General features: G+C 68.4%; 12 protein-coding genes. 5 read left to right on the top strand and 7 right to left on the bottom strand.

Features of this window, described 5'->3' with window-relative positions:
- Positions 1–4: 4 nt before the first annotated feature.
- Together B3K53_RS11130 and B3K53_RS11125 are read right to left on the bottom strand one after the other, a co-directional pair.
- Entirely contained in the window at positions 5–271 is a 267-nt protein-coding gene (locus B3K53_RS11130; protein ID WP_292084367.1) for a hypothetical protein, read from the bottom strand.
- A gap of 49 nt (positions 272–320) precedes the next feature.
- On the bottom strand, positions 321–2,006 hold the full coding sequence (locus B3K53_RS11125; protein WP_292084366.1) for a sensor histidine kinase: 1,686 nt from the start codon (positions 2,004–2,006) through the stop codon (positions 321–323).
- Positions 2,007–2,177: 171 nt separating this feature from the next.
- Here B3K53_RS11125 and B3K53_RS11120 point away from each other — a divergent pair, with 171 nt between their 5' ends.
- Entirely contained in the window at positions 2,178–2,621 is a 444-nt protein-coding gene (locus tag B3K53_RS11120; protein ID WP_292084507.1) for a SufE family protein, read from the top strand.
- A gap of 5 nt (positions 2,622–2,626) precedes the next feature.
- On the opposite strand, the gene B3K53_RS11115 is transcribed toward B3K53_RS11120, so the two are convergent.
- On the bottom strand, positions 2,627–4,132 hold the full coding sequence (locus B3K53_RS11115) for a serine hydrolase domain-containing protein (RefSeq protein WP_292084364.1): 1,506 nt from the start codon (positions 4,130–4,132) through the stop codon (positions 2,627–2,629).
- A 737-nt stretch (positions 4,133–4,869) separates the two neighbouring features.
- Here B3K53_RS11115 and B3K53_RS11110 point away from each other — a divergent pair.
- Positions 4,870–5,421, top strand: a complete 552-nt coding sequence (locus B3K53_RS11110; RefSeq protein ID WP_292084363.1) for a hypothetical protein — start codon at positions 4,870–4,872, stop codon at positions 5,419–5,421.
- A gap of 47 nt (positions 5,422–5,468) precedes the next feature.
- Here the strand turns inward: B3K53_RS11110 and B3K53_RS11105 are convergent, their stop codons facing one another.
- Positions 5,469–5,672 (bottom strand): hypothetical protein, encoded by a 204-nt coding sequence (locus B3K53_RS11105; RefSeq protein ID WP_292084360.1) that lies wholly within the window; start codon positions 5,670–5,672, stop codon positions 5,469–5,471.
- Between the two features lie 88 nt (positions 5,673–5,760).
- On the opposite strand from B3K53_RS11105, the gene B3K53_RS11100 reads away from it, so the two are divergent.
- Positions 5,761–6,342 (top strand): DUF805 domain-containing protein, encoded by a 582-nt coding sequence (locus tag B3K53_RS11100; protein ID WP_292084357.1) that lies wholly within the window; start codon positions 5,761–5,763, stop codon positions 6,340–6,342.
- A gap of 7 nt (positions 6,343–6,349) precedes the next feature.
- On the opposite strand, the gene B3K53_RS11095 is transcribed toward B3K53_RS11100, so the two are convergent.
- Both B3K53_RS11095 and B3K53_RS11090 read right to left on the bottom strand, forming a co-directional pair.
- On the bottom strand, positions 6,350–7,807 hold the full coding sequence (locus B3K53_RS11095; protein WP_292084356.1) for a sigma-54-dependent transcriptional regulator: 1,458 nt from the start codon (positions 7,805–7,807) through the stop codon (positions 6,350–6,352).
- Positions 7,808–7,919: 112 nt separating this feature from the next.
- Positions 7,920–9,713 carry a DUF4153 domain-containing protein gene (locus B3K53_RS11090; RefSeq protein WP_292084355.1) on the bottom strand — a complete coding sequence of 598 codons (1,794 nt, stop codon included), beginning with the start codon at positions 9,711–9,713 and terminating at the stop codon, positions 7,920–7,922.
- Between the two features lie 114 nt (positions 9,714–9,827).
- Between B3K53_RS11090 and B3K53_RS11085 the strand changes: the two genes are divergently transcribed.
- Positions 9,828–11,627, top strand: coding sequence for a M3 family oligoendopeptidase (locus B3K53_RS11085; RefSeq protein ID WP_292084354.1), 1,800 nt, complete (start codon positions 9,828–9,830; stop codon positions 11,625–11,627).
- 1 nt (position 11,628) lies between these two features.
- Here the strand turns inward: B3K53_RS11085 and B3K53_RS11080 are convergent, their stop codons facing one another.
- Entirely contained in the window at positions 11,629–12,447 is an 819-nt protein-coding gene (locus tag B3K53_RS11080) for a universal stress protein (RefSeq protein WP_292084352.1), read from the bottom strand.
- A gap of 160 nt (positions 12,448–12,607) precedes the next feature.
- Here B3K53_RS11080 and B3K53_RS11075 point away from each other — a divergent pair, with 160 nt between their 5' ends.
- Positions 12,608–12,856 carry an aa3-type cytochrome c oxidase subunit IV gene (locus tag B3K53_RS11075; protein ID WP_292084350.1) on the top strand — a complete coding sequence of 83 codons (249 nt, stop codon included), beginning with the start codon at positions 12,608–12,610 and terminating at the stop codon, positions 12,854–12,856.
- Positions 12,857–12,990: the final 134 nt, after the last annotated feature.

Genomic DNA, 12,990 nt, shown 5'->3' with positions numbered 1-12,990 from the left:
GGCCTCAGGTGTTGGTCGGAAAAAGCGGCAGCAGCAGAAGCGCCAGCGTGGTCAGGACCATCAGGCCGCCCAGCAGGCGCCACAGGCCCAGGCCCGAACGCCGCGCCGGATAGGTTTCGAGCGCCCTCTTTTCCTCAAAGAAGGCCTCGGTTGCTCCAGCTTCGAGCGCCGCCAGCCGACGCTGACGTCGGCTCTCGGGGATCCCGGCGAACCCCTGGGGGCGGATCAGCAGCGCCAATCCCAGCGCGAGATACAGAAGCTCGATGACCATGGGTATGTCATAGGGCGCGCCGCCGGGCGCGGCAAGGCTGCGTCTCCGCTCAGGCGCTGCGGTTCAGGGGGATGACCTCGGCGTCGCCGAGGATCGGCTCGCGCGCCACCACGACCGGCAGGCGGACGGTGACCGCCGTGCCTTCGCCCAGGGTGCTGTCGATGCTCATGGCGCCGTGATGCAGTTCGGCCAGGGCTCGGACCAGCGACAGGCCCAGGCCCGTGCCCTGCGCCCGTTGTTCGGCGCCGCCGGCCTGTTCGAAGGGACGGCCCAGACGGGCCAGGTCCTCGGGCGCGACGCCGACGCCTGTGTCGGCCACGGTCAGTTCCAGAACCGGCCCGAGGGCCTCGGCGCGAACGGTGACCGAGCCGCCCGCCGGGGTGAACTTCACCGCGTTGGACAGCAGGTTCAGCGCGATCTGCTTCAGCGCCCGGCGGTCGGCGGCGACGGTCAGCGGCTGGGGCGGCAGGACGGCGGCCAGATCGACCCCCTTGTCGTCGGCCTGCACGCGGACCAGGGACAGGGCCTCGGACACCATCTCGCGCACGTCGAAGCGCTCGATGGTCAGGTCGTAGCGCGCCGCCTCGATGCGGCTGACGTCCAGCACGTCGTTGATCAGGTCCAGCAGGTGGCCGCCCGCCTCGTGGATCGACCGGGCGTAGTCGGCGTAGCGGTCGGGGATGGGCCCGAACAGGCGTTGACGCATGATGTCCGAGAAACCGAGCACGGCGTTTAGCGGGGTGCGCAGCTCGTGGCTCATATTGGCCAGGAAGCGGGACTTGCCGGCGTTCTGGGCCTCGGCCTCGGCGCGGGCGGCCTCCAGTCCGGCCTCGCGGGCGTGGGCCAGGGTGGCGTCCAGGGCCAGGGCGATCAGGCGCGGCGGGTCGCCCTGATCCAGTCGCCGCAGCACCAGCAGGATGCGGCGATCCAGAGCCAGGCGCGGGGCGAAACGGACCTGGGCCTCGACGCCCGCCCGCGCCTTGGCCAGGGCGGCCTGGACGGCGGGGCGGTCGGGCGCATGGACAGCCGCGATCAGCCCCTCGTCGAACAGGGGATCGACGGGCAGGGCGGCGGGCGCCGCGCCATAGGCGGCCAGGGCCGCGCCCGAGGCGTCCAGCACCAGGGTCAGGCCGGGCTGGCCGGCCAGAATCTTTTCGATCCGGGTCACGGCCCCTTCGGCGGCGGCGAGACGGCGGGCCTGTCGCGCGGCGCTCAGGCGCAGGGCCAGGGCGGCGGCGCCCCCCGTCAGCAGGGCGGCGACGGCCGCCATGCCGGGCGAGGCCTCGGGCGGGCCATGGACGGCGACGGCGATCAGACCGGCCAGAACCGCCAGCGCCGCCCCCAGGGCGCCGAACGGGACCAGCCGCGACGACCCCAGGGCCACGGCGGCGACCAGAGGCATGAAGAGGAAGCCTCCCAGCGGTCCGGTCAGTCCGCCTGACAGGCCGGACGCCGCGATCGCCGCCAGCGACCAGGCCGCCAGCAGGGCGGCGCGCACCGCCCGCCCGTCGCGGCCCAGAAGGATGAGGCCCAGCAGGCCCGGCGTCGCCATGGTCAGGGCCGCAGGAACGCTCAAGCCTTGAACGGTCGCGGGCTGGCCCAGTCCGGCGGCGGCGAGCGCCGACAGCCCGACCGTCGCGGCCCATCCCGCGTGCCAGGCGGCCAGCGCCGATCCGCCGCGCGCCTCGTCGGCGGCGGGATCAGGCGTGGCGGGCAGGGCGGCGGGAGCGGTCAATCCGGGGCTTTGCGCGGTTGATTCAAGGGGCGCAGTCTAGACCCGGAGCGGCCCCGCCCCTAGGTCGCTCGCCTCGCAGGCGACTGTCCCAAACTGGCGCAGGAGCCGGCTGTGTGTCGGGCCTTGGGGCTTGGCGTGGCGGGCGGCGGGGCCTATGTCGCCCGCATGAGCATGACCGGCGACCTTCCCCCCTTGGGCCCGACCCAAACCCTCGATGAAGCCTTGGCTGAACTGGTCGAGGAATTCGACTTGCTGGGCGACTGGGAGGGGCGGATCGAATACGTCATCGACCTGGGCAAGGGCCTGGCCCCCTTGCCGGAGGAAGCGCGGATCGAGGCCAACAAGGTGCCGGGCTGCGCCGCCCAGGTCTGGCTGTCGACCCGCCGCGCCAAAGGCCGACTGTTCTTCGACGCCGACAGCGACAGCGCCCTGTCCAAGGGCAATATCGCCCTGCTGCTCAAGCTCTACTCCGGCCGTACGCCCGCCGAGATCCTGGGCTTCGACGCGCGCGCGGCGCTGGACCGCCTGGGCCTGCCCTCGGCCCTGACGCGCCAGCGGGCCAACGGCCTGAACAGCATGGTCGGCCGCATCCGCGAGGCCGCGGCCGAATCCTAGCCGCTTCATCGGTTGTCGGGGTCCGCCGCCACGCCGTAGCCAGCCACCCGGCCCGAGGGGGCCAGGGCGACGGTGAACAGCCGGGTGTTTCCAACCGGACCGACGCGATAGCTGTAGCGTCCGCCGCCGTCCGGCCGGCTGAGGTCCCGCACCAGGGTCATGGGGGCGTCGCGCCATCCTTCCGGCAGGGCGGCCGTCAGGTCGCGGGCGTGTCCGGGGTCGGGGCGGTATCCCGAGCCGGGCGAGAAGTCCTGGGTCAGGTCCTCCCCGGCCGCCGCCCGGTCCAGAAAGGCGCGCAGGCGTTCGGCCCGCGCCGGGTCGTCCGGCAGGGCGGGAGACAGGGACGGCATCACCTCCGGCTCGACCAGTCCGGCCACGACGCGCGCGATCAGGTCGGGGCGACCATAGCTGGAGTCCAGATTGGCGAAGACCACGACCGTCAGCCCGAGGTCGGGATAGCGGGTCATGGTGCTGGTGAAGCCCTGCCAGGCGCCGTTGTGCATGATGCGCCGCTGGCCGTTCAACACATTGATGTTCCAGCCGAAGCCATAGCCCTGGGCGTTGGGCTTGCCGTCCTTCAGCACGAAGGGCGTCCACATCTTCCGCCGGGATTCCGGAGACAGCAGGGCGTCGCCGTACAGGGCGCGGTCCCATCGGGCCATGTCCTCGACCGTCGAATAGATGGTGCCGTCGGCGGTGGCGTTGAAGGTCGGCGACACCCAGGCCTGATTGCGCAGGACGCCGTCGCGCATCTCATAGCCCGAGGCCCGGCGCGGGATGATGTCGGCGTCGGAAATCACCCGCGTGGCGCTCATCCCCAGCGGGGCGAAAAAGACCTCGGTCAGGTAGTCGCCGTAGGGCCTGCCCGTGACCCGGTGGATCAGGATGCCCAGCAGCACATAGTTGGCGTTGTTGTAGCTCCAGCGCGTCCCGGGCTCGAACTCCGTCGGCAGGGCGGCGATGGCGGCGGCCAGCTGATCCTCGGTGAAATCCTTCCGGTAGTCGAACGCCCCGCCCGGCCCGGTCAGCTTGTCCCCGTCATAGGCGCCGATGCCGGAAGTGTGCGACAGCAGATGGGCCACGGTGACGCCGGCCCATCCGCGTGGCGCCTCGGGGAAGTACCGGGCGACGGGGGCGTCGAGATCCACCCGGCCTTCCTCGGCCAGTTTCAGGATCGCGGCGGCGACGAACTGCTTGCCGAGGGATCCGGTCTGCATCCGCGTGTCGCTGGCGACCGGAGCGCCCCATTCGACATCGGCCAGGCCATAGCCCTTCATCAGGACAGGAACGCCATGGCGATAGACGCCGACCGCGAGGCCGGGCGCGCGTTGCCGCGCCATCTCGGCCAGGACGTAGCGGTCGATCTCGGCCTGAAGGGCGCTGGACAGGGGCGCGATCTGCACCTGTGACGCGGGTGCGGAAGCGGCGACGCCGTCTTCGGCGGCCGCATGGGATCCGGTCGCAGCCGTTATCAGAACGGCCAGCGTCAGCCCTTTGATCATCCTGCTCATCTACCGCTTTCTTGTTCGCTACAAATGTAGCGCTACAGTTGTAGCGAGATAGGGCGCGCGTCAATGCTGCAGGTGAAGAAAAGCGGATTGTCGGAAGAGAAGAGAGATGGCGGGAGCGGAGGCCCCGGCCGGCTGTCAGAGGATGGACAGGAAGGCTCCGATCAGGGCGGCGATGGCCAGCGTCAGGAGCAGCGCCTCAAACGGCGAAAGCGACCAAGCGGAACGACGTCGGCGGGTTCTTGCAGCCATTGGGGCCTCTCGGTTTCGATGATGACCATGAGGGCCAGTTCCGGCGCGCCGAGAAGCGGAAGCGGCTGGCCGTAAAGGCCTCGCCACAGAGCGTCCAGCGCGCGATCGGCTTCCCCCATGGGTTCCATGCGAATCACGGAGCCATACGGTCGAAGCCCGAGTCCTTAACAATTGTTAGCAAATGTGGATAACAGCGGTTTTTGTTGATGAATGTAGGAATTGCGCCCGGTGTCAGGCGGTTGGCCGCCGATGAACTATCCACAGGGGCCGCCGAGGATTGGCTGAAGCGCCTGACCCGCTCATCCTGACGCACCATCGCGCTGAGGCATCGGATGAATGGTTTGAAACACGTTCGCCCTGGGTGGCCGGAGCCTTGTGCGCCCGAAGAGGCGAGGACGCGCCGTGCTGGAACGTCCGCTAACGACCCGTTGCGGACTCTCTGAGCGCCGTCTTAGAGTTACGTCAGAGCAGGGGAAGGATTTGAGACCATGTGCGCTCACCCCACAGGCGACCTAGCAGATGCGTTGATTTCATGCGGCATCAGACCGGTCGAAGTAAAGGTAGAATGGGATGCCGACTGCCAAGAGGATGTCCTCACCTTTTCAGCATCCAAAATCCCAAATGCGGCGCTGATCGGCCTCGCCGATTTATATCTGTCGTGGCCAAGTCGCTTCGTGTTCGCATCGGAAGACCTAGAAAAAGCCTTTCAAGACATACTTTCAAAGTTGCCCAGATTGGTCGCGCTGCGAGATCAGGCACTCAATCAGCAACACGAATGGCTCAAGACGCAGGGCCTGTCGGCTTTTCGTGAGTTCGATCCGGGGAAAGAGAGTGTGAGCGATTTTGCTGCCCGCGTCGAAATCGCGTGCAACGCCGAACGAGGCGACCTGCTTTCGGTGACGGGCAACGACGCAGTTTTGATCCATCCAAGAGACCCGAGCAAAGTGACATTGGATCGCATGAGAACGCTGTTAGCTCTCTTGGAGACATGCGCTCCTAACCTTCTCTATTTCGGGACAGGAGAGGACGGACCTAGGTGATGTCAGCTTCCCACCCTTAACCGACATCCAGCCCGTCCGCTTCGAGGTCAGCCCTTGGTGCTCCAGGGCCTTACGGCGCCGCTTCTGACGCGGGCGGCCTGTTCGCGCTGGAAGCGGCCGCCGCGCGGGGGCTTGGGGCGTGCGGCGATGGCTTCCTGCTTTTCACGCAGGGCGCGCTGGATCGGGGTCTCGGTCGGCGCTGCGTCCGCCGGGGCGAGGGAGGCGGGCTGGCCGTCGCGTTTGTCGTTCATGGTCATAGTCTAGCACGTCATTGCAGATGACCCGTCACGACGTCTGACGTAACCTTGTGCTTCCAGTGGAAGTGCGCGGGGGCGGAAAATGTCTGCGGTATGGGACGGGTTCAGGCGGTTGGCGGATTTCCGCGGGCGGGATCGGCGGGGGCGCTTCTGGCCCTACGCCCTGGTCGTGGCGGTCCTGCTCTATGTCGGCATGGCGGCGGCCATGATCCCGGCCATGTCCGGCTTCTTCGAGGAGGCGACGCGCTACGCCGCCGCAAACCCGGAGCAGGTGACAGTGACGGCGGGGCCCGGCCAATACTCGGTCCGGATCAACGACCCCGAGGCCGAGTTGATGCCGGACATGAGCGGGCTGTTCTGGGCGATGCGGCTGGTGTTCGTCGCGGCGGGGCTCCTGCTGGCGGCGGCGGTGACGCGGCGGCTGCATGACACGGGGCGACCCGGCTGGTGGGGTCTGCCGCCGCTGGTGTTCGGCGTGATCGCAGCCACCCTGTTTCCCTGGGTGATGGAGCGTTTCACGCAGTCGGACGAGGCGGCGCTCGGCCCCTTCTTCCTGCTGTTCGCCAACAATATGCTCTACATGGCCAGCCTGATCGGCCTAGTGGTCCTTTTGTGCCTGAAAGGCACGACGGGGCCTAACCGCTATGGGCATGAGCCGGGCTGAGGCCGCTTCAGCCCGCTTCTTTCAACTGCTCTTCCAGTCCCTGTTCGCGGACCTTGCGGTACAGGGTCGAGCGGCCGATGCCGAGGCGGCGGGCGATCTCGCTCATGTGGCCGGAATAGACCTCGATGGCGTGCTGGATCAGGTCGCGTTCGATCTCTTCCAGCGTACGCAGGTGGCCGCGCGCGTCGATGATGCGCACAGGGCTGTCGGGTTGGGCCTCGCCGCTGTCTTGGCTTTGCGGCGTCTCGGCGCGGTCGTGCGATATGGCGGCGCCGGAGGTCAGCGGCATGGCGACGCCCGAGATGGCCGGGAAGTCGTGGGGCTGCAACAGCGGCGAATCGGCCAGCACCAGGGCGCGATAGATCGAGTTTTCCAGCTGGCGCACATTGCCGGGCCAGTCGTAGCCCTGCAGCAGGGCCATGGTCTCGACGGCGCAACCGGCGACGCGCTTGCCCTCTTCCACGTTGAAGCGGGCGATGAAGTGCTCGACCAGGGCCGGGATGTCCTCGCGCCGTTCGCGCAGGGCTGGGGCCTCGATCGGGAAGACGTTCAGGCGATAGAAGAGGTCTTCGCGGAAGGCGCCTTCCTTGACCTGCTGGGCCGGGTCGCGATTGGTGGCCGAGACGATGCGGACGTCGACCTTGACCGCGCGCTTCGATCCGACCGGATCGACCTCGCCCTCCTGAAGGGCGCGCAGCAGCTTGACCTGCATGTCCAGCGGCAGTTCGCCGATCTCGTCGAGGAACAGGGTGCCGCCGTTGGCCTCCATGAACTTGCCGGCGTGCTTGTCGACGGCGCCGGTGAAGGCGCCCTTCTCGTGGCCGAACAGGATGGACTCGACCAGGTTGGCGGGCAGGGCGCCGCAGTTGACGGCCACGAAGGGCTTGCCGGCCCGGTCCGAGGCGCCGTGCAGGGCGCGGGCGATGACTTCCTTGCCCACGCCGCTTTCGCCGGTGATCAGCACAGGGATGCCGGACTTGGCGGCGCGAACGCCCAGGGCCTTGACCATCCGCATCGGCGGGCTGTCGCCGACGATGTCGTCGAACGAGGTGCGGCCCGAGACGTGTTTCTTCAGGCGGCCGATTTCCGCTGAAAGCTGAGTCAATTGCAGGGCGTTGCGCACGCCGATCAGCAGTCGCTCGGGCCCGACGGGCTTGACGAAGAAGTCCTGGGCTCCGGCCTGCATGGCCTTGACCACGGTTTCGATGCCGCCGTTGGCCGTCAGGACGATGACCGGAACGGCCACGCCCGCCGTGCGGATCTCCGCCAGGGTTTCCAGCCCCGACAGGCCGGGCATGACGAGGTCCAGCAGGACCACGTCCGCGCCGCCGCCCTTGGTCAGGCGGTCAATGGCCTCGCCCCCGCTCTCGGCGTGGACGACGGCATAGCCTTCGCGGTCGAGCACCGCCTGAATCAGGCGGCGCTGCGTGGGATCATCGTCGACGACCAGAACGGTCTTGGCCATTGGATACACACCCTAAACATCACCGTGACGGCCGTCCTCGTTGATCGGGATCGGCTCGCTTCAAGCACACCCTAGACCAAAGGGGGTGAAGATCGGGTTTCGGAGAACTGAGTCAGGGGTTAACGGGCGAGATGATCGGCGGGCAGTCGATGCGAACCTGACGGTGCGCGGTGGTCGCGCCCAGCTTAAGGTCCGGCCAGGGCGACGACACGGGGGCGACGTCCGGCGACTTGAGAAACTCGCGGTGGTCAGAAGTGCGCGGGCCGACGCAGCCGTTGGCGCGGTAATCGGCCTGAGGTTTCCAGCTGCCGGCCTCGGCCGCGAACAGGGTGATCTGGAACCGCGTGGCCAGCAGAACTTCGTCGCGCCCGTCGCCGTTCATGTCGCGCAGAACCGCCACGCAGTCCTCGGTCCCGCTGCAGGCGAAGCGCGGGTCGCCGCTGGAGACAGGGGCGTCAAATCCTTCCGGCAGGACGGCGCCCTTGGGCCAGGCGGTGATGCGGGGCTTGCCCGGCGGCGTGACCTGATCGTCGTCGTAACGCGACGTGGACGCCTGTGCTCGCTTGGCGCGGGCGGCGATGTCGGCGTTGTCGGAGCGCGACAGTTTGGCCAGCGCGCGCTGGCCGGTCCGGCCCGCATTCCACCTCAGGAAGCTGTAGTCGAATTCGGCCGTGCTGACCGCGCCGCGTTTCAGTCGGGCGACCTGATCGCCGACCGACAGGCGGGCGGGATCCAGAAGGGGGCTGAACAGGGCCAGGATGACGCCGACGGTCAGGACGGCGGCGGCGACATTGGTGCGCTCCAGCGGCTTCATCCACGCCGACTTCTTCCAGAAGGGCGACAGCGCGGCCCAACCATAGCCCGCCGCATAGACGACCCCGACCAGGGCGCAGGCCGAGGCGATGATCCGGTCCGGCGTCAGGCCGTGCTGGCCGATTCGGAGGCTCAGCCCCCAGAGGGCGATCAGGATCAGCGGCGTCAGCAGGATCGAAGCGACCCGCACGGCCATGCGCAGCACGACGGGCGGGAGGTTGTCCTCGCGCCCGTCCTGATAGGCCGTGTTGATCAGGATGATCAGGGCCGCCGCCGCCGACAGCACCAGGGCCGTGGCGCTGCCCGTCTTCCACAATCCGTCTAGCCCGGTGAAGGGCAGGGCGATCAGGAAGCCTCCGACCAGCACCGTGATCACCAGCAGCAGCCAGGACAGCAACATCAGGGCCACGGTCCGCACGCCGCGGATCAGACCGCTGCGCACGTCGGTCAACTGCACCGCCACTGCGAAGACCAGGCAGGTGACGGGGATGGCGAACCATTCTTGGCCGATCAGGTCGGACAGGAAGCTGAGGCCGATGACATGGAAGAGGGCCGCGCCGAGGAAGAGCAGCAGCCAGAAGGCGCCGGTGAAGCCCAGCGACAGGGCCAGTTGCACCCCCGCCTTCCACGCCGTGTCGAAATAGTCGTCGAAGTCGGCGATCCAGCGGCGACTTGCCGCCGCCGGGACGATCAGATGGTGGGCGATGAACAGGGCGGCGGCGCTGAAGGCGACAACGGGGAAGCGCAGATAGGGCGGCCGGAAGGAGCCGCTGGCCTGTTGCGCCGCGTCGTGCCAGCCCAGCAGCGCCAGCGCGGCGGCGGCGACCACGCCCCAGATCGCCAGCGCCTTGACCGACAATCGTCCGACCCCGGCCAGCAGCATGACGGGCGTAAAGGCGCAGGCCAGAACCAGGGCCGCGAACAGCGGTGGGTGGGTCGCGGGCCAGGTCAGGGCGTCGTGAGTCGCCATGCCGCGATAGAGGCCATAGAGCAGCAGCCCCTGCACCAGACCGATGCCGAGGCGGGCGACGGCCAACCCCCGCGCGCCGCCCAGCGAGGCGCGGCCGGTCTGGTCGTGGAACGGGTCGGTCATGGCGGGGCCCCTTAAGCTTCACCGGCAGGGTGGACCGGGACGGCCAGAAGTGGAAGCCCATCTGGGCCTCTCTGGGAGTTGCGCCATCGCCTTCGCGTCCCCACAAGCAAGAGCATGAACGCGCCCGTCAACACGACCGACTTCGCCGACGCCCCCCTGTGGGACCTGTCCGACCTCTACGCCTCGCGCGAGGATGCGCGCATCGGCGCCGACCTCGATCGCGCCAAGGCCCTTGTGGATCAGATGAACGCCTTTCAGGGCCAGTTGATCGCCCATCGCGGCGACGCGGCGGCTCTGGGGGCGGCGCTGGATCAGGCCGTTGATCTGTATGAACAGGCGGCGGACGTCATGGGCGGTCTGGGCGCCTATGCCTTCCTCGCGGCCTCGACGGCGCGCGACGACGCGGGCGCGCAGGGCTTCGAGGCCAATATCCGCGAGAAGATGACGGTCATCGCCACCCCGACCGTCTGGTTGACGCTGGAGATCAACCAGTTGGAAGAGGCCGAGATCGCCGCGGCGCTTTCCGCCCATCCCGCCGCCACGCGCTGGTCGCCCTGGCTGCGCCGGGTGCGGGCCATGAAGCCGCACGAACTGTCCACCGAGCTGGAAACCTTCATCGCCGAGCGCGGCCCCATTCAGGCCCAGTGGCCGCGCCTGTTCGACGAGACCCTGGCGGCGCTGCGCGCTGACGCCGACGGCGAGAGCCTGACCCTGTCCGAAGCCCTGAACCGTCTCAGCGACGCCGACGCCGCCAAGCGAGCCTCGGCCGCCGAGGGCCTGTCGAAGGCCTTCGCCGACAAGGCCCAGACCATGGCCATGGTCATGAACACCGTCGCCGCCGACAAGGCGCTGGAAGACAAGTGGCGCGGCTTCAAACGCCCCGCCGACAGCCGCCACCTGGGCAACGAGGTCGACGGCGAGAGCGTCGACGCCATGGCCGAGGCCGTGGCCGTGGCCTATCCGCGCATCTCGCACCGCTATTATGCGCTGAAAGCCAAGGCCATGGGCAAGACGGCGCTGGACCACTGGGACCGCAACGCCCCCATCGAGGCCACACCGCCGCGCACCTATGACTGGGCGCAGGCGCGCGAGGTGGTGCTGGCCAGCTTCGCCGACCTCGGCGGCGACTTCGCCGAGCGCGCGGCCTGGTTCTTCGACCGGCCGTGGATCGACGCCAGGGCCCGGCCGGGCAAGCAGTCGGGCGCCTATGCCCACCCGGTGACGGCGGACCGCCACCCCTACGTCTTCCTCAACTGGATGGGCGAGCGGCGCGACCTGCTGACCCTGGCCCACGAACTGGGTCACGGCGTGCACCAGACCCTGGCGGCGGCGCAAGGCAGCTTGCTGGCCGACACCCCCCTGACCCTGGCCGAGACGGCGTCCATCTTCGCCGAAGGGCTGACCTTCGACCGTCTGCTGGCCGAGGCGACGCCGCAGGATCAGCGCGCCCTGCTGGCCGGTCGGATCGAGGACGGGCTGAACACGGTCGTGCGCCAGATCGCCTTCCACCGCTTCGAGACCCGTTTCCACGACGAGCGCGCGACGGGCGAGGTCTCGGTCGAACGCCTTGGCGAGATCTGGATGGAGGAACTGGGCGCCAGCCTCGGCCCGGAGGTGACGCTGAACCCCGGCTATGAGAACTGGTGGGCCTACGTCAGCCACTTCGTCCACTCGCCCTTCTACGTCTACGCCTACGCCTTCGGCGACCTGCTGGTCGCTGCCCTGATGGAGACACGGGCCAAGGACCCGGCGGCCTTCACGCCCCTCTATCGTGACCTGCTGTCGGGCGGCGGCGCCCACACCTATGTCGAGGCGCTGAAGCCGTTCGGTCTCAACCCGCGGGATCCCGCCTTCTGGACCATCGGCACGAAGCGGCTGGAGCGTCTGGTCGATCAGTTCGAGGCGCTGGGCTGATTCAGTCCCGGGTCTGACGCACCACCAGAACGTCGGAGGGCAGGCGTTTCAGCAGGTTCGACGCCTGACTGCCCAGGGTCGCCTGCACCCAGCCGCTGCGGCCGTGCGAGCCGATGACGACCAGATCGGGGACGTCCCTGATGACGCGCTGCTCGATCACTGTCTGGACGTCGCCCTTGGCGACGAGGGTGTGGACGGCGTCGAGCTTAGGCGGGGCGGCGCGGGCGACGAAGGCGGCCATCTCGGCCTCGGCCTCTTCGCGGGCCGCTTCGGTGATGTCGGCCGAGGGCGCGCGCGTCTCGAAGGGCACGCTGTAGGCGTTGACCAGTTCAAACTCGGCGTCGGGGAACAGCCGCAGCGCCGTCTGGAAGGCCTGCAGCGCACCGTCGGAATAGTCGGTGGCCAGCAGGATGGAGCGATAGGGGCCGCTCGCACGTCGCTTCACCACCAGCACTGGCTGCTCGGCGTGGCGCACTAGATGGTCCACCGCGGTGCCCAGGAAGAAGTCGCTCAGCCCGTTGTAGCGGCCTGTGCCGGTAACGATGGCGGCGGCTTTTTCGCTGTTCGCCAAGGCGGCCAGAACCGCGGGCGCGGCGCCATGATCCGACACCACGGCGGCCTCGTCCAGAGCGGGAGGCAGCGAGGCGCGGACGGCGCGCAGGATGTCCTCGTCCTGCTCGCGGTCGAAGCCTGGGCCTTCGATGACATGAGCGACGGTGACGCCGGCGCCGATCTGATCGGCCAGCAGGGCGGCGCGATCCAGCGGACGGTCGCTGCGGGCGGTCAGGTCGGTGGCGACGAGAACGGTCGAGGAAGGCATGGGAGCTCCTGGGTCCGGCAAGACGTTCGCACTCGCATCATGAACGCTGATCGGGCGACGTCAACGCGACAAGCTGGACCGCGTGTGCTCGGGTCTTGAGCCTCGCGCCCCGACCGCTATAAGAGCCGTCGAAATCTTGACTCTTTTTCGGAAGACCGGAATGGCCGACCAGCACGCAGACAATGCCGAACACGCCTATGTGCACGGCTCGATGGAAATCTCGGAACAGGTCTCGACCTGGGAGCTGTTCAAATTCATGGCCAAGTGGGGTTCGTTGCTGACGGCTGCGATCCTGGTCCTGCTGACGGTATGGTTCGCCGTGGGCGCGGGCTTCCTGGCCGGCGCCATCAGCGGCGTCGTGGTGTTCGTGGCGGGCTTCTTCGCCCTGCGCTCCAAGCCTGCGCACTGAGTTCGGCGCCGCGCTCGCGGCGCAGTGAAACTTGAAAGGCCCGTCGGACACGCGTTCGGCGGGCTTTTTCATGTCTCGCGCCGCGCAGGAAAAGGTTGAAACTTGCGTCTGTGAGGATAATTTTCTCTCGCGCT

The organism is Brevundimonas sp. UBA7506, assembly GCF_002479495.1.
Lineage (GTDB): Bacteria > Pseudomonadota > Alphaproteobacteria > Caulobacterales > Caulobacteraceae > Brevundimonas.
This window is presented reverse-complemented; position numbering and strand designations above follow the sequence as displayed.

Coding starts and splice junctions, on each gene's coding strand:
- B3K53_RS11130 (WP_292084367.1), bottom strand. CDS start 271: ATGGTCATCGAGCTTCTGTATCTCGCGCTGGGATTGGCGCTGCTGATC.
- B3K53_RS11115 (WP_292084364.1), bottom strand. CDS start 4,132: ATGAGCAGGATGATCAAAGGGCTGACGCTGGCCGTTCTGATAACGGCT.
- B3K53_RS11110 (WP_292084363.1), top strand. CDS start 4,870: ATGTGCGCTCACCCCACAGGCGACCTAGCAGATGCGTTGATTTCATGC.
- B3K53_RS11075 (WP_292084350.1), top strand. CDS start 12,608: ATGGCCGACCAGCACGCAGACAATGCCGAACACGCCTATGTGCACGGC.
- B3K53_RS11080 (WP_292084352.1), bottom strand. CDS start 12,447: ATGCCTTCCTCGACCGTTCTCGTCGCCACCGACCTGACCGCCCGCAGC.
- B3K53_RS11095 (WP_292084356.1), bottom strand. CDS start 7,807: ATGGCCAAGACCGTTCTGGTCGTCGACGATGATCCCACGCAGCGCCGC.
- B3K53_RS11120 (WP_292084507.1), top strand. CDS start 2,178: ATGACCGGCGACCTTCCCCCCTTGGGCCCGACCCAAACCCTCGATGAA.
- B3K53_RS11090 (WP_292084355.1), bottom strand. CDS start 9,713: ATGACCGACCCGTTCCACGACCAGACCGGCCGCGCCTCGCTGGGCGGC.
- B3K53_RS11100 (WP_292084357.1), top strand. CDS start 5,761: ATGTCTGCGGTATGGGACGGGTTCAGGCGGTTGGCGGATTTCCGCGGG.
- B3K53_RS11085 (WP_292084354.1), top strand. CDS start 9,828: ATGAACGCGCCCGTCAACACGACCGACTTCGCCGACGCCCCCCTGTGG.
- B3K53_RS11105 (WP_292084360.1), bottom strand. CDS start 5,672: ATGAACGACAAACGCGACGGCCAGCCCGCCTCCCTCGCCCCGGCGGAC.